Source organism: Spirillospora sp. NPDC047418, assembly GCF_040643275.1.
Classification (GTDB): Bacteria; Actinomycetota; Actinomycetes; order Streptosporangiales; family Streptosporangiaceae; genus Spirillospora.
Genome location: NZ_JBEYTW010000068.1, coordinates 1 through 21,545, shown reverse-complemented (window position 1 = coordinate 21,545; position 21,545 = coordinate 1). Strand labels below are relative to the sequence as shown.

Below are 21,545 nucleotides of genomic sequence, written 5' to 3'. Positions count from 1 at the left end.
TCATCCCCGCCCCGTGCCGTGCCCCTGCCCGCCGGTGCCCGCCAGGGCGCCGGTGAGGCGGTCGTCGAAGGTGACCAGGCTCCAGTCGCGACGGTTCTCGATCACCGCGTAGCCGTGCGTGATGTGCCCGGTCGCGGTGGGCGTCAGGACGCCGTCGCGCAGCACGTAGCAGTCCATCCGCGCGGTGTAGGTGAACCGCTTGAAGACGTTCTCGACGGTGAAGACGGTGTAGAGGTCCTCCTCCATGCGCGCCTCGTCCAGCAGGGTGATGCGCGAGTGCGGGACGACCGGGATCCAGTCCTGCTCGTCCAGCAGCCGCTTGATCGACACACCCCGGTCGGCGAGGAACAGGTCGACGACCTCCTCCATGAGCCGCAGGTAGCCCGACATCTGCACGCGCTCGGTGAAGTGGCAGTAGAAGTACGGCATCGGCCACTTCCACACGAAGGAGTCGCCGCCGCCGAGCGCCGCGACCGGGTCGCCGTCCCCGACCGGGACGGCGGGTGTCTCGCGGGGGGCGGGCAGCCCGGCCCCCGCCGCGGCGAACGGCGCCAGATGCGCGGGCACGTCCTCGGCGGCGAAGCCGTGCGGGTCGTGCCGCAGGACGACGCGCACCTTGGCCGACACCGCCAGGTTGCCCGGATCGGCCCGCCGGTGCAGCCGGACCGCGAACGCCAGTTCGTCATCGGCCGCGCGCTCCAGCGGGGCGACCTCGGCGACCGCGAGGTCGTCGATGTGGAAGGCGTGCAGGATGCGGGTGTCGATGTCGGCGATGTCCACGCAGAGGCCGTACCGCTCGTACAGCTCGCCGGCCGGTGCCCCGCGCCGCCGCAGGTGTTCGAGGACGGCCTCCTCGACCATGTAGTTGACGTGCTTGAACCCGATCCAGGTACAGATGTTCGACCCCTCGTAGCGGGGGCGGATCTCCAGTTCGGTGGGCCGCGCGAGGGGCCCGGCCGGGCGGGCGGCGCCTCCGGCTGCTTCGGTGATGGTCATATCGGCTCCGGTTGCTCGCGGATCGGGGTCGTGGTCGGGATCGGCAGGAAGCGGGACAGGAACTCGCGCACCACCGCGGCGAAGCGGTCGGGGTGCTCGATCATGGCGTTGTGGCCGCACCCGTCCAGCAGTTCGAGGCGGCAGTCGGGCAGGGCGGCCGCCAGCGCCCGCGCGTCCTGCGGGCGGGCCGCCGGGTCCTGCTCGCCGCCGACGATCAGCACCGGCAGGTCGACGGCCGCGGTGTCGAGGAACGGCGTGCGCAGGTAGGCGTCGAAGAAGCGGATCCAGCCGTAGGGGCCGAGCCGGTCGCGCACCCGCAGCGCCATGCTCTCCCGCACCTCGGGGGTCAGCCGGCCGGCGGAGCCGACCCGCAGGCCCTCGTCGATCAGCGGCAGGAACCCGGCCATGTAGCGGGTCATCGTCGCCCACTCGAAGTCCTGTTCCGACGCCCGGTAGAACGGCGCGACGAGGACGACGGCGGAGGGGCGCGGGCGCGCCCGGTCCGCGAGGAGCGACAGCAGGACGTTGGCCGCGTAGGAGTGCGCGACGACGGCGTCCGGCACGCCGCCGGGGACCGCCGCCATCGCGGCGGCGGCGACGCGGAGCGGATCGGCCCGGTGGTCCCAGCGGGGCGCCGCCGCCGACCAGGGCAGTTCGGGCGCCCGCACCGGCAGGCCCGCGGGCAGCCGTTCCCGCAGCGGTCTCCAGGCGAGCCGGCCGCCGGCCAGCCCGTGCAGCAGGAGCAGGCCGCCGCTCACCGCGCGGCCCGCAGGATCAGCGCGGCCGACGCGTCCGCGCCGCCGTCCCGTCCGGTCCCGGCCGTGGCCAGGACGTCGGCGGAACCGCCGCCGTGCAGCCACGCGGTCCCGGCGACCGCCTGGAGCACGCCGAGGGCCCCCGAGCACTCCCCCAGCGTCGCGGTGAGGTCGCAGGTCTGAGCCGGGTCCAGCGCGTGCGGCGGGACGGTGCCGCCGGGCGCGCACCACAGCCCGACCGGCTCCGCGCCGGGACCGCGCACGGCGGCGACCGCCTCGTGCCACGTGCCCTTCCGCGCGTAGGGGCCGATGGCGGCGAGCGCGGGCGCGCCGCGTTCCCGGGCGGACCCGGCCGTCTCCACGACGAGGGCCGCCGCGCCGTCCAGCAGCCTGGCATCGGTGCCCGTCCCGCCGGTCGCCAGGTGGCGGACGGGCGGGTTCACCGGCTCGACGCCGATGACCAGCACCCAGCCGACGCGGCCCGCGGCCACCAGCTGCCGGGCCCAGTGCACGGCGTCCAGCCCCGAGGTCTCCCCGTTGCACAGCGTCAGGTTGGCGCCGTGCAGGCCGTGGGTGATCGCGACCCAGGACGCCACGACGTTGCTCGCGGTCGCCGGGAGCGCCATGGGGCTGGTGCCCGTGTAGGTCTCCTTGGCGATGGTCGTGACCGTGTCGCAGACGGTGTCGACGTTGCCGTAGTTGGTGCTGGCCACAACGCCGGCCCGGTGCGCCGGCACCGTCAGATCGCCCGGCGTCCCCGGCGGGCGGACGAGCCCGGCGGCGGCCAGCGCGTCCCGCGCGGCGCACATCGCGAGCCGGGTCGCCCGGTCGCGGTAGCGCAGCCCGCGCCCGGTGAGCCGGGCGACGGGGTCGTCACCGTCGCCGGGCGGCGGGTGCGGCGCGAGCAGCCGGCGGGGTTCGCCGACGCCCCGCAGCGCGAGACCGGTGCCCGTGACCACCAGGTCGTCGGCCGGTACGTCCATGGCCGGCGCGTTCATGACCGGACCGCCCTCTCCACGATGGCGACGGCGTTGAGGCCGCCGAACCCGAACGAGTCGACCTGGGCGACCGACAGCCCCGTGGTGTGCGCGGCGGCGCCCCGCACCAGGCGGAACCCCGCCACCTCGTCGATCGGGTCGTCCAGATGCACGGTCGGCGGGACGGTGCCGGTCCGCATCGCCTCCACCCCGGCGACCAGGCTGTGCAGCCCGGACGCCCCCGCCGTGTGCCCGGTCATGGACTTCACGGCCGTCATGTGGGGGCGGCCCGCGGCCGTCCCGAACACCTCGGCCAGCGCACCCGCCTCGGCCTCGTCGTTCAGCGGCGTGCCGGTGCCGTGCAGCATGACCAGGTCTATGTCCGCGGGCCGCACCCCGGACCGCTCGTGCGCCTCGCGGATCGCGGCGCCGATGCTCCCGGCGTCCGGCGCGGACGGGTGCGCGGCGTCGCAGTTGACCGCGACCCCGCGGACGGTGGCGTGCCGCCGCCCGGCCGGGCCGGGGCCGTCGGCGGCGCGGCGCAGCACGACGGCGGCGGCGCCCTCGCCCTGCAGCATCCCGCGGCGGTCCCGGTCGAACGGGCGGATCCGGTCCGGCGCCTCGGGGTAGCAGCGGTCCAGCAGCCCGTAGGTGCTCTCGGTGATCGTGTCGACTCCGGCGACCACGACCGTGTCGCACTCGCCCAGCTCCAGCAGGTCGGTGCCGAGGCCGAGCGCGTAGAGCGACGCCGCGCACGCGTTGGCCACGGTGTAGGTGCGGGTCGCGCCGAACCGGCGTCCGAGGACGGCGCCGAAGTGCAGGTCCGCCGGGTCGAACGGGACGCCGTCGCGCCAGCTCAGCTCGACCGAGCGCAGTTCCCGCAGGGTGGTGCCGACCAGCACCGGGACGTCGCCGAGCCGCTCGCCCATCCCGGCGTCGCGCAGCGCGGCGGCCACCGCCCGCTCCAGCCACCGGCTCGCCCGCAGCGGGACGTCCCCGGACGCCGGGCGGTCGTCGATCTCGTAGGCGTTCCGGGCCCGGTAGCGGGTCGGGTCGAAGCCGCGCAGCGGGGCGTGCGCGCTGCGGCCGGCGCACAGCGCGCCGAAGAACCCGGCCACGTCGCCGCCGGTCGCGGCGACGGCGCCCATGCCCGTGATGATCCAGCCCATCAGGCGGCTCCGGCGGCGGGGGCCCGGCCGAGGACGAGCACGGCGTTGTTCCCGCCGAACGCGAGCGCGTTGTTCTGCGCGATCCGCAGGTCCGCCGGGCGCGCCCGGTTCGGGACGCAGTCGATGCCGCACTCGGGGTCGGTCTCGACGTGGTTGATGGTCGGCGGGATGAACCCCTCGCGCAGCGCCAGCGCGCACGCCACCGCCGCGATGGCGCTGGCCCCGCCCATCGTGTGCCCGATCATCGCCTTGATCGACACGGTCGGCGGGGGCCGGTCACCGAACACCTGCCGGATCGCGCCGGTCTCGGTGACGTCGTTGGCCTTCGTCCCGGTGCCGTGCGCCGAGATGAAGTCCACGTCCGCCGGGTCGATCCCGGCGTTGCGGTGGGCCAGCTCGATGCAGCGGGTGATCCCGTCGCGGTCCGGGGCGACCGGGTGGCGGGCGTCGCACGACAGCCCGTAGCCCAGCACCTCGGCGTGGATCCGCGCACCCCGGGCGAGCGCGGACTCCAGGCTCTCCAGGACCAGGACGCCCGCGCCCTCCCCAGTGAGGATGCCCTTGCGGTCCTTGTCGAACGGCCGGCAGACCTCCGGGGCGATGGTGCCGAGCCGGTAGAACCCGGTGAAGGTCTTGCGGCAGACCGCGTCCGCCCCGCCGACCAGGGCGATCTCGGCGTCCCCGCAGCGGATGGCGTCGAACCCGCTCCCCACGGCGTAGTTGCCCGCCGCGCACGCCGTGGGCAGCGTCGCGGCCTCGACATCGGTGAGCCCGAGCTCGGCCGTGATCGCCGACGACAGCCGCACCGCGCCGACCCGCCGCGCGATCACCGGATCGAACGCGCCGGTCTCCCCGTCGAGCTCGCTCTCCACCAGGTGGTCGAGGTCGCGGGACTCGCCGTCGGTGGTCCCCATCGACACCAGGACCCGCCGGGCCCGCAGCTCCGCCGGCCCGAGGCCGGCGTCCGCGACCGCCATCCGCGCCGCCGCGACGGAGAACCGGGCGGCCCTGCCCAGCTCGTCCAGCCGGGTCTCGGTGATCCAGTCGCCGGGCCGGAAGTCGTCGATCTCGCATCCGCCGGCGTGCGCGAACCCGGCGGTGTCGAACGCGGTGATCGGCTTGGCGCCGCTGCGCCCGGCGCGCAGGCCGGCGGCGAACTCCGCGACGCCGGTGCCGATGCTGGTCACCGGCCCGAGACCGGTGACCACCACACGCTCCATCGCCCGGCCCATCGCCCGGCTCATTCCCGGGCGGCGTCGGCCACGACGGAGTAGACCCCGTCGAGGTTCACCATCTGGTCCAGCGCCGCCTGGTCGATGGTCACCCGGAACGTGCGCTCCAGCGCGGCCAGGATCTCGATGGCGCGCAGCGAGTCGGCGCCGTGGTCCTCCTTGAAAAGGCTCCCGTCGGTGATCTCGTTCGGATCTATCTCAAGGATCTCGCACACGATCTCCTTGATCTGACCCTTTCCCTCGCCGTCCAGGACCGCCGTGAAATTCGAGCCGGACATGTCACCTCCGCCATTTCCCGCACCGGTTCATCAGTCCCGCAGAGCGTGCGATCCGCCGCTATACGTTTCCTATACGGCCGAGCCGGCCGGGGCCCCGGCCGCAGGGTCCGCCCGGCGGTCCGGGGCGGTCGCGGGACGGTGGCCGGGCGGCGGCCGGGCGGTCGCGGGGGGCGGTGCGGCGGGCCGCTCCGCGAGGGGGCCGCAGGGCCCTGCGGCAGGGGGTTTCCCGCGGTTCGGGAGGCGCCTGAGCTGCGGGTTTGATTTTGCGGGGGTTTGCCTTCTCTTGGTGATGTGAGTAGCTTGGCCCCCGCCAAGGCGCCCACCAGGCGCTCTTGTCCCACCCGGCACAGCCGGTGGGCGACAACAGCAACGCCGCTCCGCACAGCGCAGCGGCAACCGCCGAGTCCGCCGTCGCGCGGAGCCGGGGACCCACCCTCACTGGGGTGAATCGGCCGTTCCAGGCCGTAGGGCGACTTCCACGTCCGAACCCGTCAGCTAACCCGGTAGGCGGCTTATGGAAGAAGGAGCCCCCCTTGAAAGGCAAGCACAGCAAACGCCCGGGTCCGTTCGGGCTGAGCCCCCGCGCCAACGGCGCACTGATCGGTCTCGCCGTGTTCGGCGTGGCCGCCACGACCGTCCAGGCGGCGAAGTCACCAGAGGAGACCGGCACATCGGTCACCGCCGTCCACACCGTCCCGAAGCCGCGGGCGGCCGACCCCAGCGAATCCAGAAAGTCCGACAAGCCAGACTCCGCCAAGTCCGACCCGGACGAACGGTCGCAGGTCATCTCGCGGGCCAAGACCTGGAACCCGCACAGCGACCAGCGGGTGCGCTACAGCCAGTCCGACTACCACGAGGGCTACCGGACCGACTGCTCCGGCTTCGTCGCCATGACGCTGGGGCTGCCGAAGCCGGGACCGAACACGGTCGGGCTGACGTCCTCGCGGTTCACCGAGCGCATCTCGATGTCCGAGTTGAAGAAGGGCGACCTCGTCATGGACGCCGAGGGCACCAACACGACGAGGCACGTCGTCATCTTCGAGAAGTGGGCCAACAGCCGGCACACGTCGTACTGGGCGTACGAGCAGCGGGGCCGCTACGGCACCGACTACCGGACGCGCGACTACGGCCTGTCGTCCGGCAGCGAGTACAAGGCCTACCGGCCGGTCAAGCTCAGCGACGCCTGAGGGCGATCCCGGCCACTCCCAGCTGCTCGCCCGGAGCGAGGTCGTCCGGGTCGACGGGAGTGTCGGGACGCCACAGGGCCGTGTACGTCACGCCGGGGTCGACCAGTTCGAAGTCACCGAACTGGGCCTCGACCTCGGCGGGCGTGCGCGCCCACCCCTCTTCGAGGTTCTCACGTGTGATGCGGGCCAGCTCCTGCTGCTGGGGCAGGCCCGTGTCCACGAGGGACGTCATGAAGAGGTGGCTGCCCGGGACCAGGACGTCGCGGTAGGCGGAGACGACGCCGTCGACGACGTCCGGGGAGAGGTAGTGCAGCATCCCGACCATCATGACCACGGCCGGGCGGGAGAAGTCGAGGAAGCCCTCGACGGCGGGGTCCGCCAGCACGGCCGCCGGGTCGCGGACGTCGCCGGTCATCACCCTCGTGGCGTCGTTGCTGGCCAGCAGCGCGCGGCCGTGGACGGCGACCAGAGGGTCGATGTCGACGTAGACGACCCGGGCCCCGGGGTTCTCGCGCTGGGCCACCTCATGGGTGTTCTCCAGGGTGGGCAGCCCGCTGCCGAGGTCGAGGAACTGGTCCATGCCGGCCTCGCGCGCCAGGTAGCGGACGCCGCGGACGAGGACCTTGCGGTTCTCGACCGCGGATTCGCGCAGGCCGGGGATCAGCTCGGCCGTCTGGTCGGCCAGGGCGCGGTCGGCGGCGAAGTTGTCCTTGCCGCCGAGGAGCGCGTCGTAGGCGCGCGCGATGGTGGGCTTGTCGAAGTCAAGTTCGGCCGGGGGCCACTCGTCCGCCATGACCGGATGGTAGATCATCGGCGCCCGGAGAGTGGGTGAAAACCCGACTCTCCGGGCGTTCCGGTCAGGTGTCGCGCATGGCCCGCAGGGACTCCTTCAGCGAGCCGACCGTGGCCATGACCGCCGTGGGCTCGTAGCCGCAGTGCGCCATGCAGTTCGCGCAGCGCGGGTCGCGGCCCCGGCCGTAGGACTCCCAGTCGGTCTCCTCCAGGAGTTCCTTGTAGGACTGGGTGTAGCCGTCCGACATCAGGTAGCAGGGACGCTGCCACCCGAACAGCGAGTAGGACGGGATCGCCCACGCCGTGCAGGGGAAGTCGACCTTGCCCTCCAGGAAGTCCAGGAACAGCGGCGAGTGGTTGAGGCGCCACCGCTTGCGGTTCCCGTCCGCGAACGCCTTGCTGAACAGTTCGCGGGTCTCCTGGACGCCGAGGAAGTGCTCCTGGTCGGGCGCCTTGTCGTAGGCGTACCCCGGCGAGATCATCATCTCGTCGACCCGCAGATCGTCATTGAGGTAGTTCATGACGTCGATGACGCTCTGCGGGGTGTCCGTATTGAAGATCGTCGTGTTGGTGGTGACCCGGAAGCCGCGCCGCTTGCACTCCTTGACGGCGGCGACCGCGTCGTCGAAGACGCCCTCCTTGCAGACCGACTCGTCGTGCCGTTCCCGGAGGCCGTCGATGTGCACGGCCCACGCGAAGTACGGCGACGGCTTGAACTTGTCGATATGCCGCGGAATGAGCACCGCGTTCGTGCACAGGAAGACGAACTTCTTGCGCTTCACGAGCTCGTTCACGATCTCGTGGATCTTCGGGTGCATAAGCGGCTCGCCGCCCGCGATGGAGACCATCGGCGCGCCGCATTCCTCGATCGCGGCGACGGCCTGCTCGACGGGCATGCGCCTTTTCAGCGTGTCGGCGGGGTGCTGGATCTTTCCGCAGCCCGCGCAGGACAGATTGCACGCGAAAAGCGGCTCCAGTTCCACGATCAGAGGGAACTTCTCCCTGCCGCGCATCTTGTTGCGGAGGATATAGCTCCCGATACGAAGGCTCTGGCGAAGGGGCATGCTCATTGTGTTCGGACCTCCTCTGACAGGGTGAATACGGTGGGCCGCGTCATGCGGCACCTTCCAGGTAGCGGCCCAGGGCGCTGATCGGGAACACCAGCCGGTACAGGTGGTAGTTGATGTAGAAGTCGCCGGGGAACCCGGTGCCGGTGAACTGGTCCTCGTCCCAGTTCCCGTCCGGGCGCTGGTTCTCCACCAGCCACCGGACGCCGGCGTCGACGGAGGCGGACCGCTCACCGGCGGCCAGCAGCGCCAGCAGCGCCCACGCCGTCTGCGACGGGGTCGACTCGCCCCGCCCGATCCAGGCCGGGTCGTCGTAGGAGCGCAGGTCCTCGCCCCAGCCGCCGTCGGAGTTCTGGTGCTCCTCCAGCCACGCCACGGCGCGCCGGATCGCCGGCTTCTCCGGACGGACCCCGGCGGCGATCAGCGCCGGCACCACGCCGCCCGTCCCGTACACGTGGTTGGCTCCCCAGCGCCCGAACCAGGAGCCGTCCGCCTCCTGCGCCTTCAGCAGCCACACGACGGCCCGCTTCACCACCGTCGACTCGGCGAGGCCCTCCTTGGACAGCGCCTCGACGACGTGCGCGGTGACGTCCGCGGACGGCGGGTCGATGACGGCGCCGAAGTCGCAGAACGGCAGCTTGGTGCACAGTTCGCGGGTGTTGTCGGCGTCGAACGCGCCGAAGCCGCCGTCCCGCGACGCCATGCCGTTCAGCCACCGGATCGCCCGCTCGATCGGCGCCTCCGCCTCCGGCAGCGCCACCTTGCGCAGCGCCAGGATCGCCTCGGCGGTGTCGTCGGTGTCGGGGTAGACGTCGTTGTCGAACTCGAACGCCCACCCGCCCGGCGGCAGGTCCGGCCGGCGCACCGCCCAGTCCCCGAGGCCCGTGACCTCCTCGCCGACGATCCAGTGCGCCGCGCGCAGCAGCGCGGGGTCGTCGGGGGCGGAGCCGGCGTCGCCGAGGGCGTTCATGGCGAGGACGGTGTCCCAGACCGGCGACTGGCACGCCTCCAGCCGGCGGCCCTTCTCGTCCCGGATCGTGAACCGCTCCAATCCGTCCAGGCCGCGCTTGATGACCGGGTGGTCGAGGCCGTAGCCGAGGACGTGCAGCGCCATCAGCGAGTACACCCAGGGCGGCTGGATCCCGCCCCAGCAGCCGTCGGCCTCCTGCCGGGCGATGATCCAGTCGGCGGCGCGGCGCAGCGCGGCCCGGCGCAGCGGCCGCACCGGCGCCCGCTCGTACACGTGCAGGGCGCGGTCGAGCGCGTTGAAGGCCCGCCCCCAGCCCCTGGCACCGTCCGGCGGGACGGCGCCGGCGCGCAGTTCGGCCAGGTCGACCGGCAGCGACCGGGCCGGGCGCAACGACCCGAGGATCGTCAGCGGAACGATCGTCTGCCGCGCCCAGCACGCCCAGTCGTACACGTTCAGCGGCACCCGGCTCGGCAGGAACATCAGCTCCGGCGGCATCACCGGCAGGTCGTCCCACGACCACTGCCCGAACAGCGCCAGCCAGATCCGGGTGAACACCCGGCTGCCCTCGATGCCGCCCGCGTCCCGCGCGTACTTGGCGGCGGCGAGCATGTGGCCGGCGTCCGCGGGGTCGCCGGCGAGCCGCAGCGCGACGTACGCCTCGATCGTGGTGGACAGGTCGGCGGGGCCGCCGTGGAAGTTCGCCCACGTCCCGTCGGGGCGCTGCTGCGCGCGGATCCAGCGCGCCGCCTCCGCCGTCTCCTCCTCGGTGCGGATGCCGAGGAACTGGCGGAGCAGCAGGTCCTCGGCGTCCATGGTGACGTTGGTCTCCAGCTCGGCCTTCCACCAGCCCTCCGGCGACTGGCGGCCGAGCAGATGGGCGCGGGCCGCGTCGAGCGCGCCGGCCGCCGCGCCGGTGAGCCCCGGCGCCTCTTCCGTCGTGGTCATGCAGCGGTCTCCTTCTCGCGCGTGGCCGGGTCAGTGGTCCCGGGAGGTGACGAACAGGGCGATGTCCCGGAACTCGGCGGCCACGAGGCCGTCCATCCCGGACCGGTCGAGGTGCCGCTCGGCGGTCTCGATGCGGCGGTCGGCCTCGGCGGCGGCCCAGTCCCTGCCGCCGGCCGCGTCGACGAGCCGCGCCATCTCGCGCAGGACGTCCTCGGACGGCGGGTCCGGCGCGCGGTACAGCTCGGCGAGGCGCGCGGAGTCCGCGGTCCCCGCGTTCAGCGCGTACACCACGGGCAGCGACTTCTTCCGGGCCCGCAGGTCGGACAGGACGGGCTTGCCGGTGACGTCCGGGCTGCCCCAGATGCCGAGCAGGTCGTCCACGAGCTGGAACGCGAGGCCCATCTCGGCGCCGAACCCGGTCAGCTCGGTGACGAGCTCGGTCGGCCCCTCGCCGAGCATCGCGCCGATCGAGCAGGCGCAGGCCAGGAGTGCGCCGGTCTTGTCGGCGGCCATCGCGACGCACTCGTCGAGGGACACCTCGGCGAGCTGCTCGAACCCGAGGTCGGACGCCTGCCCGGAGATGAGCCGCTGCGTGGCGGCGGCCAGGGCGCGGGCCGCCCAGTGCGCGCCCCGGGTGTGCTGGTCGAGCAGCAGCTCCTCCGACAGCGCGAGCAGCGCGTCGCCGCCGAGGATGGCGGCGGACGGGCCGAACACCGTCCACGCGGCGGGCCGGTGCCGGCGGGTCCGGTCGCCGTCCATGATGTCGTCGTGCAGCAGCGAGAACGCGTGTACGAACTCGACGGCGACCGCGCCGGGCAGCGCCGTCTCGTAGGACGCGCCGGCGGCGCGGGCCGACAGCAGCGCCAGCGCGGGCCGCAGCGCCTTCCCGCCCGCCTTCGCCGGCAGGCCGTGCTCGTCGGTCCAGCCGAGGTGGTAGGCGACGACGCGGCGGGTCCACGGGTCGAGCCGGTCCGCGGACGTGCGCATCGCCTCGTCGACGAGCGCGCGCCCGTCGGTCATCGAGTGCGGAATGGTGGTCATCGGCCGCTCACCCCGTCGGTCCGCACCTGCTGCAGGTGCCGCCGGACGAGGCGGGCGGCGGTGAGGCCGCTTCGCACGGCTCCCTCCATCGTGTCGGGCCAGCCCGTGTCCGTCCACGCGCCGGCGAGGAACAGCCACGGCAGCCGGGTCGCGGACGCGGGGCGCAGCGCGCCGCTGCCGGGGCTCTGACGGAATGTGGCGTGCCGTTCCCGCGTCACGAAGAAGTCGGTGACGCGGGCGCGGCGGGCGGCCGGGAACAGCCGCTCCAGTTCGGCGAGGTACACCTCGCGCAGCTCGGCGGACGGCGTGTCGATCCAGCGGTCGGCCGCCGACACCGACACCGCGAGGTACTGGCCGCCGCCGGACAGGCCGCTGACCTCGGTGCGGTCGAACACCCACTGCACGGGCGAGTCGACCGCCGCGACGAACGGCTCGTCCCTGCCGTCGACGCGCAGGACGGGCCGGTCGTAGACGACGTGGACGTTGACGATGGGGCTGGACCCGAGGCCGTCCCATCTCTCCCGGTCCGGGGACGCCTCCGCGGGGACGAGCGACGACGCCTGCCGGTGCGGCACCGCGACCACGACGGCGTCCGCGCTCACCGGGGAGCCGTTGACGACGAGCTTCGGCCCGGCGTCGATCGCCGAGACCTTCGCGCCGAGTTCGATCCGCCCGCCGCCCCGCTCGATCTCCGCGGCGGCGATCGTGCCGTGCAGGTCGCCGAGCGGGATCGCGGGCACGCCGATGTCGGCGGCGTCGGAGCGGCCGAGGAGCGCGGTCTGGCAGACCATCGCGGCCGGGCCGAGTGCCGCCTCGTCCAGCCGCATGTTGAGCGCGGCGGTGACGAACAGGTCCCACAGCGCGTCGCGGGCCTGCGGCCGCTGGCCGTGGCCGGCGAGCCAGCCGCCCATGCTGGACCGGTCGAGCGCCGGGTCGTCCGGGTCGAGCCGGTCGAGCGCGAGCGACGCGCGGACGGCCCGCAGCCGGTCGGCGGGCGACAGCAGCCGGTAGCCGGCGAGCGCGGGCAGCAGGTGCAGCGGGCCGGGGGCCTTGGCGCGGCGCAGCCGCCCGCCGGGCCCGTGCGGGGTGAGGACGCGGACGTCGAAGCGGTCCTGGACGCGGACCCGGTCCGCCGCGCCCAGCCTGCCGAGCAGCCCCCGGTACGCCGCGCAGCACTTCAGGAAGATGTGCTGCCCGTTGTCGACGGTCAGCCCGCCGCGGGTGAAGGAGTGCGTGGCGCCGCCGAGCCGCGGGCGCGCCTCGTAGACCGTCGCCCGTATCCCGGTCTCCTGGAGCGCCAGCGCCGTCGTGATGCCGGCGAGGCCGCCGCCGACGACGGCGACCTCCCCCGAAGGCCGGGCCGCGCTCGTCATCGGCGGACTCCCGACATCGCCATCGCCGACACGGCCGCCTTCTCCCAGGCCGGGAGGGACGTGCGGGTGTCGAGCGCGGTGAGCGGGTCGGCCTTGATGCGCTTCAGCAGCTGCCGGTAGATGCCCGCCATCGCCCCGGCGCACGCGGCGCTGCGCCGGTCCAGCATGGGCAGCAGCCGCAGCCCCGTCCCGTACCACTCCTCGGCCCGGTCCGCCTCGAACCGGATGAGGCCCGCCAGCCGCTCCGGATCGTCGAGCAGCCGGCCGGAGCCGTCGCGCTTCAGCGTGACGCCGAACTTCACGAGGTCCTTGGCGGGCAGGTACGCGCGGCCGCTCAGGCCGTCCTCCCGGACGTCCCGCAGGATGTTGGTCAGCTGGAGCGCGACGCCGAGCGCGTCCGCGCGGGGGACGGCCGTGTCCGGGTCGGAGGTACCGAACACCCCGAGCGACAGCCGGCCGATCGCGCCGGCGACGCACCGGCAGTACCAGAGCAGGTCATCGAAGGTGTCGTAGGTCGCGCCGCGGACGTCGGCCTCGCAGCCGTCGATCAGCTCGCCGAACGCCTCCAGCGGGATCGGGTAGCGGTGCGCGGCGTCCGACAGCGCGACGAGCACCGGGTCGGACGGGTGCGCGCCGGCCTCGGCGAGGCGCTCGCGCTCGTCCCCGAGCCTGGCCAACCGGGTCGCGGGCGGCGCGCCGTGGTCGTCGCCGATGTCGTCGATGCGGCGGGCGAACGCGTAGACGGCGCTGAGCGCGCGCCGCTTCGGTGCGGGAAGCAGCCTGATCCCGTACGAGAAGTTGCGCGCCTGCGAGCGCACGATGTCCTCGCAGTGCCGGTAGGCGCTGGGAGCGTCCATCCCCTCATCTCCTTCCCAGAGTCCGCGACCACTCGGCGAGCAGTCGCGCCTTCCTCGGCCGTGGCGGGGTCCCGAGGACGTCGTAGGCGCCGCGGTCCAGTGCGGCGAGGGCGGCCAGGCCGCCCGCGACGTACCCGGCGACGGCGACGCGGGCGAATCCGCGGAGCCGGCCGGTGAGGGCGGCGCCCTCCGCCAGCAGCCCTCCCGCCCGCTTGGCCTGGAGGGCGACGACGCCGCGCAGCCGGGTCGGCGTGGTCGTCGCGGCCAGGTCGTCCTCGGTGCAGCCGAACCGCCTGAGGTCGTCCCCCGGCAGGTAGATCCGGCCGTTGCGGTGGTCCTCCCCGACGTCCTGGCAGTGCTCGATGATCTGCAGCGCGGTGCACACCCGGTCCGACAGCCGGAGCCGGTCGGGCGTGGCGGCGCCGAACACGTGCAGGACGATGTGCCCGACCGGGTCGGCGGAGTAGGCGCAGTAGCCGAGCAGGTCGTCGAAGGTCGCGTACCGGGTGACCTCCTGGTCGCGGCGGTTGGCCTCCAGGAGGCGGCGGAACGGCTCCGCCGGGATCCGGCACGCGGTGATGGTGCGGGACAGGTCGCGCAGGACGGGCAGTTCCGGCCGGTCCCCGGCGTAGACGCGGTCGAGGTCGCCCTCCACCAGGTCGAGCAGCCCGGCGCGCTGGTCCGGCGGTGCCTCGTCACCGATGTCGTCCACGAGCCGGGCGTAGCCGTAGACGTTCAGCAAATGCTCGCGGTGGCGGGCGGGGAGAAGGCGGGTCGCGACGGGGAAGTTCTCCCCGGACTGGAGTTCGAGCCGGGTGCGGCGTTCCTCGGCCTCGTTCCACAATCGCTCGCTGACGGACATGGCATTCCTTCGGGGCGGCGGCGGCGCGGGGTGTCATCGATGCCCGATATCCGGGCGAAGGCCCGGTAAACATGGCCCATCGTGAGGCCCCTGTGACGTACCTCCCCGAAACCGCGCCGACGACCCTCCTGGATAACCCAGATTTGCCGAGACAGGCCGGAAGCGGTCAGCCGGGAATATGTGATCGTCCCGCCCGCGGATGACCGCTGGTCAGGAAATTTTCCCATTTCGTTATATGGGACTCGTGGTGAGTCTTGCGTCTAACCCGGAGGCTCATTTATCTGAGACCCGGGTCTCATCCCGGTGGGCGCCCGGCGGAAATCGGGCGAAAGGCCGCGCAGGTCGACCGCGCAGGTCGGCAGCGCGGGTCGACCGCCGGGCCGGCCGCGCGGGTCAGAACGTCGCGAGCATCCGGGCGAGCAGCCGCGGGGTGCGCTCGGGCGGCGCGGCCTCGGTCACCAGCGTGTTGAAGACGTGCCAGTGCCGCTCGATCTCCGCGCGCCGGACCGGGTACTCCGCGGTGTCGGCGCGCTCGAGGTACACCATGTCGGGCAGCCCCTGCTGCGGGAACCGGACGAGGGTGAGCGGCCCGTCCCCCGCGACCCGGCCGCAGATGCCGAACGGCGCGATCTGGACGGTGACGTTCGGCCGCCGGCACATCTCGACGATGTGCCGGAGCTGGCCGCGCATCGTCGCGGCGTCGCCGATCGGGCGCCACAGCGCCTGCTCGTCGAGCACGACCCACAGGTTGACCGGGCGCGGCCGGCGGCGCAGCACCCGCTGGCGCCGCATCCGGAACTCCACCCGCCGCTCGACCTCGTCCTCGGGGTTGACGCGCCGGATCAGTGCGCGGGCGTAGTCCTCGGTCTGGAGCAGGCCGGGCACGAACTGGGCCTCGAAGGTGCGGACGAGCTTGGCGGCCTGCTCGGCGCTCAGGTACGGCCGCACCCAGGGCGCGACGATGTCGCCGTCGTCGTGCCACCAGGCGCGGGCGGTCGTCTGCTCGGCGAGGGCGAGCAGGGTGCTGCGCTCGTCGCCGTCGGCGCCGTAGCGGTCCAGCAGCCGGGCGACCTCGCGCGGCCTGCTGCCGACCCGGCCCTGCTCCAGCCTGGCGATCTTGGACTCGGAGCCGTGCACGATCCGCCCGGCGTCCCGCCGGGACAGCGCGGCCCGCTCCCGCAGCTCGCGCAGCCGCCGGGCGAGCAGCATCCGGGGGACGAGCGGGTCCCCGTGCGGGCGCGCGTCGCCGCCGCGCCGGGCGCGGGCGGGCCGGCTGCGCGCCGGCCGCCCGCCGTCGATGCTCGTGGCGCCGCTGGTCGTGACGCCGCTACTCGTGACGGAGGCCAAGGGGACCCCTCGTCGGGGGGATCGCTGGACGACCGTCCTCACTATAGCTTCACGTAGCGCGGCGGGAAGGAGACGCTGCGCGACCTCGCCTTCGCGTCAGGGTTTCCGCGCCACCGCGCACAGGGTCGGAAGATCTTCGGCGTCCATCCCCTCGACCTCGGGCCGCCACGCGCCGCTGGTGACGAGTCCGGGCTCCTCGATCTGCAGCCCGTCGAAGTACTCCCGGATGAACGCGGGGCTCCGCAGCCGGAACGGGATGGCGCCGGTCGCGTCGTAGGCGGCCTGCGCCGCGTTGAACGCCTCGTTCTGGTCCGTGGAGTCGTGCAGGATCAGGAAGCTCCCGGACGCCAGCGGCTCCAGCAGCCCGCGCACGACGCCGTACGCCTCGCCGGGCTCGGTGATGTGCCCGAGGACCCCGATCAGCAGCAGCCCGACCGGCTGCGACAGGTCGAGGATCTCCGACGCCCTCGCCATGATCGTCTTGGGGTCGTGCAGGTCGCAGTCGATGTAGGACGTCCGGCCCTCGGCGGTGCCCGTCATGAGGGCGCGCGCGTGGGCGAGGACGAGCGGGTCGTTGTCGACGTAGACGACCCGTGCGCCGGGCGCGGCCCGCTGCGCCATCTCGTGGGTGTTGTCGACGGTGGGGAGGCCGGTGCCGCAGTCCATGAACTGGCGGATGCCGCGTTCGAGAACGAGGTATTTGATCGCGCGGTCCATGAAGTAGCGTCCCGCGCGCGCGATCGGCACGATTCCGGGATAGAGCGAAACGTACTGGTCGCCGGCGATCCGGTCGATCTCGTAGTTGTCGGTGCCGCCGAGCCAGTAGTTCCAGATCCGGGCGGACTGCGGAACATCGGTGTTGATCTTCGCTTCCGGCCCTCGGTCCTGGCCGCCGCTGGCATCCGTCATCGGTGGGGGGCTCCTTCCGGGATACGGCTCCGGCATGTCTCCCGCAAACCTAGACCCGCCGCCGTCCAGACGCCTAGAAACGCGAAATTCGGTCTTGCCCGCATTACCGTTCGGGACATTATTCGCGACACGGGCCGAGTACACGGCTGTACACGGCTGTACACGGCTGTGATTACGGCGCCGGAAGTGATCGAAGAGGCTATTGCGCGTCCCGCTCGGGGAGCGGGCTCAGCGGGTGGTCCAGACGGCTATGGCCAGGGCCACGCGGTCCTCGAACTGGAGGGGGTCGCGGCCGGTGAGGGCCTCGATGCGGGCGAGGCGGTGCCGGAGGGTGTTCGGGTGCAGGTACAGGGCGCGGGACGTGGCGCCGACCGCGCCGCCCATGTCGAGGAAGGTGCGGAGCGTCTCGGCCAGCCGGGTGCCGTGCGCCTTGTCGTACTCGTTCAGCGGGCGGGCGATCTGGTCGGCGAACGGGGCCAGCTGCTCGGTGTCGAGCCGGCCGAGCAGCGCCTCGAAGGTGGCGAGGTCGGAGGCGTGCACGACCCCGCCGCCGCGGCGCGCGGAGTCCAGCGCGGAGAGGCTCTCGGTGAGCGACACCGGCAGGTGGTCGAGCGGCCCGGGGCTGCCGACGCCGGCGGGCTCGCTCCAGGCGTGCGCGTCGTTGGTGATGAGCAGCGCGATGTCGCCGTCCAGGCCGAGGACGCCCGGCAGGTCCTCCTCCACGCCGTCCATCGCGATGACCAGCAGGGCCGCCGGGTCGAGCCCGGCGTCGTCGATCCGCTCGCGGACCGCCTCGGGGGACGCCAGGCCCTGCTGCACCATGCGCAGCAGCCGCCCGGTCTCCTCCCGCTCGTGCCGCTCGTCGGCGGTGGAGGCGAGCCGCTCGGCGAACCACTCGGTGAAGCCGAGGAACGGCACCTCGGACGGCACCTCCAGCAGCGGCAGGCCGAGGCGCTCGCACGCCTCCACCAGCTCCACCGGGACCTCGGCGGTCACGTCGCCGACGCCGTAGCCGATCGCGCTCGCCCGGCCGGCCTTCACCGACTCGGCGAACGCGGCGCAGGCGCCCGGGTCGCCCAGGGACGCGCCGACCGTCAGGATGATCTCGTGGCCGCGCAGGTGGGGCGAGGGATCGGGCAGCTCGCTGGAGTGCGCCCAGCGGAGCGGCCGGTCGAGGCCGGCCTCGCCCGCGACCAGGCGCAGCCTGAAGCGCGCCACCTCCAGGAGCTGCCGGACGGTGTGCTGCGGCACCGCGGGATCGCTGCTCACAGCTTCACCCTCTCACTCCGGCGCGGCGGTCCCACTGCCCGTGACCGTGTTTTGGGAGAACCATGCTTTGGAGAAGGGCACCACGGTCCGGGCGTGGCGCGGTGCATTCGGACAACAGAACGCCGAACCCCTTGCTGGCTGCGCTTATGTCGGGTTTGTCTGGAACTTCGGATCGATTTTCGGGGTGATCGGATGCGCGAGCGAGTCGCACTCGTCACCGGCGCGGCCGGCGGGATCGGCGGCGCGACGGTGCGCGAGCTGGCCGGGCGCGGCTGGACGACGGCGGGCCTGGATCTCGTCCCGGCGCCGGACGCCGACCACTCGGTGGGCGTGGACGTGGCCGTCCCGGAGCAGGTGCACGCGGCCGTCCGGCGGATCGAGCGGGAGATGGGCCCGATCGAGGCGGCGCTGTGCGCGGCCGGGCACTACACGATCGTCCCGGTGTCCGACATCGCCTGGCCGGACTGGCTGCGGATGCTGCGGGTACACCTCGGCGGCGTGCTGAACGTGTGCCGGGCCGTCACGCCGGGCATGGTGGAGCGGGGCGGCGGCACCGTGGTCGCCGTCTCGTCCGACCTGGCCATCGGCGGCGGGGACGGCGAGGCGCACTATGTGGCGGCCAAGGGCGCGGTGCTCGGGCTCGTCCGGTCGCTGGCGGCCGAGCTGGCGCCCTCCGGCGTGCGGGTGAACGCGGTGGCGCCCGGCCCGACCGACACGCCGATGCTGCCACCGGACTCGCCGTGGCGCCGGCCCGCCTTCCTGCAGACGCTGCCGACGGGGCGGCTCACCTCCGCGGAGGAGGTGGCGTTCGCCGCCGCCTACCTGGTGGAGGAGGCGACGTTCTGCACCGGCGAGGTCCTCTCGCCCAACTCCGGGATGGTGATCTGATGGCGATCGCGCTGGTCACCGGGGCGGGCGGCGGCCTCGGCTCCGCGGTCGCGCGGCGGCTGGCCGCCGACGGTCACCGGGTCGCCGTGAACGACCGCCCGAGCCGGGACCTGTCCGACTTCGCCCGCGAGCTGGACGGCGTCGCCGCGCCCGCGGACGTCGCCGATCCGGAGGCCGTGGCGACGATGGTCGCGGAGGTCGAGCAGCGCGCGGGCGGGAACGTCGGGATCCTCGTCGCCGGCGCCACCCGGCTGGCGACGGCCCCGTTCGCCGAGCACGACCTGGACGACTGGTGGCGGGTCATCGACATCGACCTCGGCGGGGCGTTCGCGTGCGCGCAGGCCGTCATGCCGGGGATGGTGGAGCGCGGCGGCGGCCGGATGGTGCTGATCGCGTCGGAGGGCGGCCTGACCGGCCTCCAGGGCGCCACCGCCACCTCGGCGGCCAAGGCCGGGATCGTCGCGCTGACCAAGTCGCTCGGCCGGGAGCTCGGGCCGCTCGGCATCGCGGTGAACGCGATCGCGCCGAGCGTGATCGACACCAAGCGGCTGGCGGAGCGCGCGCAGGCCGCCGGGATGACGGCCGAGGAGTTCCGCGCCCGGCAGACCGCCCGGGTCCCGCTCGGCCGCATCGCGACGCCCGCGGAGATCGCGGCGACGGTGGCGTTCCTCGCCGACGAGCGGATGCCGACGCTCGTCGGGCAGGTCCTGCACGCCGACGGCGGGACGAACCGGACCCGCGCCTGACCCGCGCCCGAGCCGCCCGCGCCCGAGCCGTCCGCGCCCGAGCCGTCCGCGCCTGACCCGCGCCCGAGCCGTCCGCGACTCAGCCGGGCAGGGCCGCGATCGAGCGTCCGACGTCCGCTTCGAGGACGGCGAACAGGTGCGCCGGCAGGTCCATCGGCGGCCCGTCCAGCAGTTCGGGACGGGTCGCGGCCGCCTCGACGGCGGCGCGGGCCTCGCCCTTGGTGAGCGTCCGCCCGGCGGCCTTCCGCAGCGCGATGAGCCCTTCCCGCCACCCGTTGCCGAGCTTCCCGTGCGACCGCCCGTACATGAACCCGAGGACCCGGTCGGTGGCGGACAGATCGTCCGGCCGCGTCCGCTCCGCGAGGACCACGGCCTGGCCGGGGCCGGGCGTGCCGCGCAGGAACCGGTCGATCCGGTACTTGGGCCCGATGAGGCGGGCGAACTCCCGCTGCCCCTCCGCGTCCCTGAGGAACGGCAGGTCGTTGCGGCACACGAGGACGGCCCGCGGCGCGTTCGCGGCGAGCAGCGCCCGGACCGCCGACGCCCCGAAACCCGGGTACAGGTCGACCAGGACGGTGTCGTGGTCCTGCAGGTTGCGGGGCAGCGGCGCGCCCAGGAAGGCGGGCAGCCCGATCCGCCGGCCGGGGGCGTCCGCGGGCCAGCCGTCGCCCACCAGCAGCGGCTTCTCCCCCGCGCCGATGCCGAGGACCCGGGCGGCGGCCTCGCCGTCCAGGCCGCCGGCGGCCTCCACCGACTGGGCGCCGTGGGTGTACAGGGCGGTCCGGGCGTCGTCCGCTGCGGCGCGGGCGGCGGCGGACGTCCGCCGGGTGGGGCGCAGCACGTACAGCGCCGCCGCGCTGCCGACGGCCTGCGCGCCCACGTACCGGTTGAAGCCGGGCAGCATCGCCTCGTAGGCGAGATGCAGCGGGTTGAGCGCCTTCTGGACGGCGAGCCCGAGCGCCGGCTGCCGCTCGCCGAACCCGTAGGCCAGCAGGACCCGCCCGTTGTGCTGGTCGGCCATCCCCTGCAGCCCGCGCGCGACGAACAACTGGACGCCCTCCGGCGTGTACGGCGGGTCGGTGAGCACCAGATCGGCGGACTCCCGGAGCGCGGCGGGCAGCCCGAGCCGCAGGTCGGCGAAGTGGCAGCGCACGTCCCAGCCCCGCCGCGCCGCCTCGCCGTCGATGAACTCCAGCAGCCGCTCGTCGACGTCCACCACGCTCGCCCGCAGCCCGGGAGCCCCGCCGGCCGCGAACAGGCCCAGCGACGTGAGGTCGTGGTCGCCGACGAAGAGCACGTGCGCGCCCGCCAGATCGAAGCCGTCGAGCATGAACCGGGCCCGCTTGACCACGGTCTCGGCGGTGGCGGGCACATGGTCGAGCGCCTGGACGGGCGGCGGCGCCGCGCCGATCAGCCCGGCCACCGCCGCGAGGACGGCCGGGTCGCGGCGCGCCGCCTGCGTCCACACGTCCCGGGCGCCGAAGGGCTCCCGCTCATCGAACACGTCGCCGTATTTACCGGCGGCCCACTCCGCGATGCGCCTGCCGTCCCCGGACGATTCGAGGTCCGGCTCCAGGGCCCGGAAGACGGCTTCGACCGTCCGCCGCGACGTCCCTGTGGCGGCGACGACCTCCTCGACGGTCCGGAATGCGCCGCCAAGCAGAAGACGGCCGATCTGGTCGACGCGCCGGGCATCGATGCCGAACTCGGCCCGCAGCACACGAACGTCCACCAGCGGATCCTGCTCGGCATTCGTCATGGGTCGCCTTGCTCCGCAGGATCGAAAACGCTCGGCCCCCGATCCTACGACCCGCACAGAGCCCCCCGCCCCCCACCTCGTTGATCTGCGGCGTGTTGTTGTTTTGAGCGCGTCGAAAACAACAAC

20 protein-coding genes and 1 riboswitch are annotated in these 21,545 nt (G+C 73.7%); of the genes, 3 read left to right on the top strand and 17 right to left on the bottom strand.

From position 1 onward, the window contains the following. Genes ABZ806_RS31950 through ABZ806_RS31925 form a run of 6 tightly spaced genes read right to left on the bottom strand, consistent with a single transcriptional unit; the run spans position 1 to position 5,407 of the window. A complete protein-coding gene (locus ABZ806_RS31950) occupies positions 1-996 on the bottom strand; it encodes a thioesterase family protein (protein WP_500221160.1) in 996 nt (331 codons plus the stop codon). Continuing rightward, positions 993-1,754: an alpha/beta fold hydrolase gene (locus ABZ806_RS31945; protein ID WP_500221159.1), complete on the bottom strand. Its 762-nt coding sequence runs from the start codon at positions 1,752-1,754 to the stop codon at positions 993-995. Before ABZ806_RS31945 ends, ABZ806_RS31950 begins: the two co-directional genes overlap by 4 nt. Continuing rightward, positions 1,751-2,749 (bottom strand): beta-ketoacyl synthase N-terminal-like domain-containing protein, encoded by a 999-nt coding sequence (locus tag ABZ806_RS31940; protein ID WP_500221158.1) that lies wholly within the window; start codon positions 2,747-2,749, stop codon positions 1,751-1,753. Before ABZ806_RS31940 ends, ABZ806_RS31945 begins: the two co-directional genes overlap by 4 nt. After that, positions 2,746-3,897: a beta-ketoacyl-[acyl-carrier-protein] synthase family protein gene (locus ABZ806_RS31935; protein ID WP_500221157.1), complete on the bottom strand. Its 1,152-nt coding sequence runs from the start codon at positions 3,895-3,897 to the stop codon at positions 2,746-2,748. The genes ABZ806_RS31940 and ABZ806_RS31935 overlap by 4 nt, the downstream gene beginning before the upstream one ends. Further along, positions 3,897-5,117, bottom strand: a complete 1,221-nt coding sequence (locus tag ABZ806_RS31930) for a beta-ketoacyl-[acyl-carrier-protein] synthase family protein (RefSeq protein ID WP_500221156.1) — start codon at positions 5,115-5,117, stop codon at positions 3,897-3,899. The genes ABZ806_RS31935 and ABZ806_RS31930 overlap by 1 nt, the downstream gene beginning before the upstream one ends. Positions 5,118-5,137: 20 nt before the next feature. Beyond that, positions 5,138-5,407, bottom strand: a complete 270-nt coding sequence (locus tag ABZ806_RS31925; protein ID WP_500221154.1) for an acyl carrier protein — start codon at positions 5,405-5,407, stop codon at positions 5,138-5,140. Between the two features lie 387 nt (positions 5,408-5,794). Then, positions 5,795-5,933, top strand: a riboswitch (cyclic di-AMP (ydaO/yuaA leader). A gap of 7 nt (positions 5,934-5,940) precedes the next feature. On the opposite strand from ABZ806_RS31925, the gene ABZ806_RS31920 reads away from it, so the two are divergent. Further along, the gene (locus ABZ806_RS31920) at positions 5,941-6,594 is read left to right on the top strand and encodes an NlpC/P60 family protein (RefSeq protein ID WP_500221153.1); all 654 of its coding nucleotides are present in this window, start codon (positions 5,941-5,943) and stop codon (positions 6,592-6,594) included. Here ABZ806_RS31920 and ABZ806_RS31915 read toward each other — a convergent pair. From ABZ806_RS31915 to ABZ806_RS31870, 10 genes are all read right to left on the bottom strand, one after another. Next, positions 6,581-7,387, bottom strand: coding sequence for an SAM-dependent methyltransferase (locus tag ABZ806_RS31915; protein ID WP_500221152.1), 807 nt, complete (start codon positions 7,385-7,387; stop codon positions 6,581-6,583). The two genes, ABZ806_RS31920 and ABZ806_RS31915, sit on opposite strands and share 14 nt — an antisense overlap. A gap of 64 nt (positions 7,388-7,451) precedes the next feature. Further along, the gene (gene hpnH, locus ABZ806_RS31910; protein WP_500221151.1) at positions 7,452-8,456 is read right to left on the bottom strand and encodes an adenosyl-hopene transferase HpnH; all 1,005 of its coding nucleotides are present in this window, start codon (positions 8,454-8,456) and stop codon (positions 7,452-7,454) included. Positions 8,457-8,499: 43 nt separating this feature from the next. Next, positions 8,500-10,368 (bottom strand): squalene--hopene cyclase, encoded by a 1,869-nt coding sequence (gene shc / locus ABZ806_RS31905; protein WP_500221150.1) that lies wholly within the window; start codon positions 10,366-10,368, stop codon positions 8,500-8,502. Positions 10,369-10,398: 30 nt separating this feature from the next. Continuing rightward, a complete protein-coding gene (locus ABZ806_RS31900) occupies positions 10,399-11,409 on the bottom strand; it encodes a polyprenyl synthetase family protein (protein ID WP_500221149.1) in 1,011 nt (336 codons plus the stop codon). After that, positions 11,406-12,782: a hydroxysqualene dehydroxylase HpnE gene (gene hpnE / locus ABZ806_RS31895; protein WP_500221148.1), complete on the bottom strand. Its 1,377-nt coding sequence runs from the start codon at positions 12,780-12,782 to the stop codon at positions 11,406-11,408. The genes ABZ806_RS31900 and hpnE overlap by 4 nt, the downstream gene beginning before the upstream one ends. Then, on the bottom strand, positions 12,779-13,639 hold the full coding sequence (gene hpnD, locus ABZ806_RS31890; RefSeq protein WP_500221147.1) for a presqualene diphosphate synthase HpnD: 861 nt from the start codon (positions 13,637-13,639) through the stop codon (positions 12,779-12,781). The genes hpnE and hpnD overlap by 4 nt, the downstream gene beginning before the upstream one ends. A gap of 4 nt (positions 13,640-13,643) precedes the next feature. Beyond that, positions 13,644-14,501, bottom strand: coding sequence for a squalene synthase HpnC (hpnC, locus tag ABZ806_RS31885; RefSeq protein WP_500221146.1), 858 nt, complete (start codon positions 14,499-14,501; stop codon positions 13,644-13,646). Between the two features lie 393 nt (positions 14,502-14,894). After that, entirely contained in the window at positions 14,895-15,848 is a 954-nt protein-coding gene (locus ABZ806_RS31880) for a helix-turn-helix domain-containing protein (protein ID WP_500221145.1), read from the bottom strand. A gap of 96 nt (positions 15,849-15,944) precedes the next feature. Beyond that, positions 15,945-16,757, bottom strand: coding sequence for an SAM-dependent methyltransferase (locus tag ABZ806_RS31875; protein WP_500221144.1), 813 nt, complete (start codon positions 16,755-16,757; stop codon positions 15,945-15,947). A gap of 228 nt (positions 16,758-16,985) precedes the next feature. Continuing rightward, complete coding sequence (locus ABZ806_RS31870; protein WP_500221143.1) at positions 16,986-18,026, bottom strand: PucR family transcriptional regulator; 1,041 nt, start codon at positions 18,024-18,026, stop codon at positions 16,986-16,988. 192 nt (positions 18,027-18,218) lie between these two features. Between ABZ806_RS31870 and ABZ806_RS31865 the strand changes: the two genes are divergently transcribed. Together ABZ806_RS31865 and ABZ806_RS31860 are read left to right on the top strand one after the other, a co-directional pair. Then, a complete protein-coding gene (locus tag ABZ806_RS31865) occupies positions 18,219-18,914 on the top strand; it encodes an SDR family NAD(P)-dependent oxidoreductase (RefSeq protein WP_500221142.1) in 696 nt (231 codons plus the stop codon). Continuing rightward, positions 18,914-19,660 (top strand): SDR family NAD(P)-dependent oxidoreductase, encoded by a 747-nt coding sequence (locus tag ABZ806_RS31860; protein ID WP_500221141.1) that lies wholly within the window; start codon positions 18,914-18,916, stop codon positions 19,658-19,660. The genes ABZ806_RS31865 and ABZ806_RS31860 overlap by 1 nt, the downstream gene beginning before the upstream one ends. Positions 19,661-19,739: 79 nt before the next feature. Here ABZ806_RS31860 and ABZ806_RS31855 read toward each other — a convergent pair whose 3' ends face one another. Then, the gene (locus tag ABZ806_RS31855; protein ID WP_500221140.1) at positions 19,740-21,419 is read right to left on the bottom strand and encodes a bis-aminopropyl spermidine synthase family protein; all 1,680 of its coding nucleotides are present in this window, start codon (positions 21,417-21,419) and stop codon (positions 19,740-19,742) included. Positions 21,420-21,545: the final 126 nt, after the last annotated feature.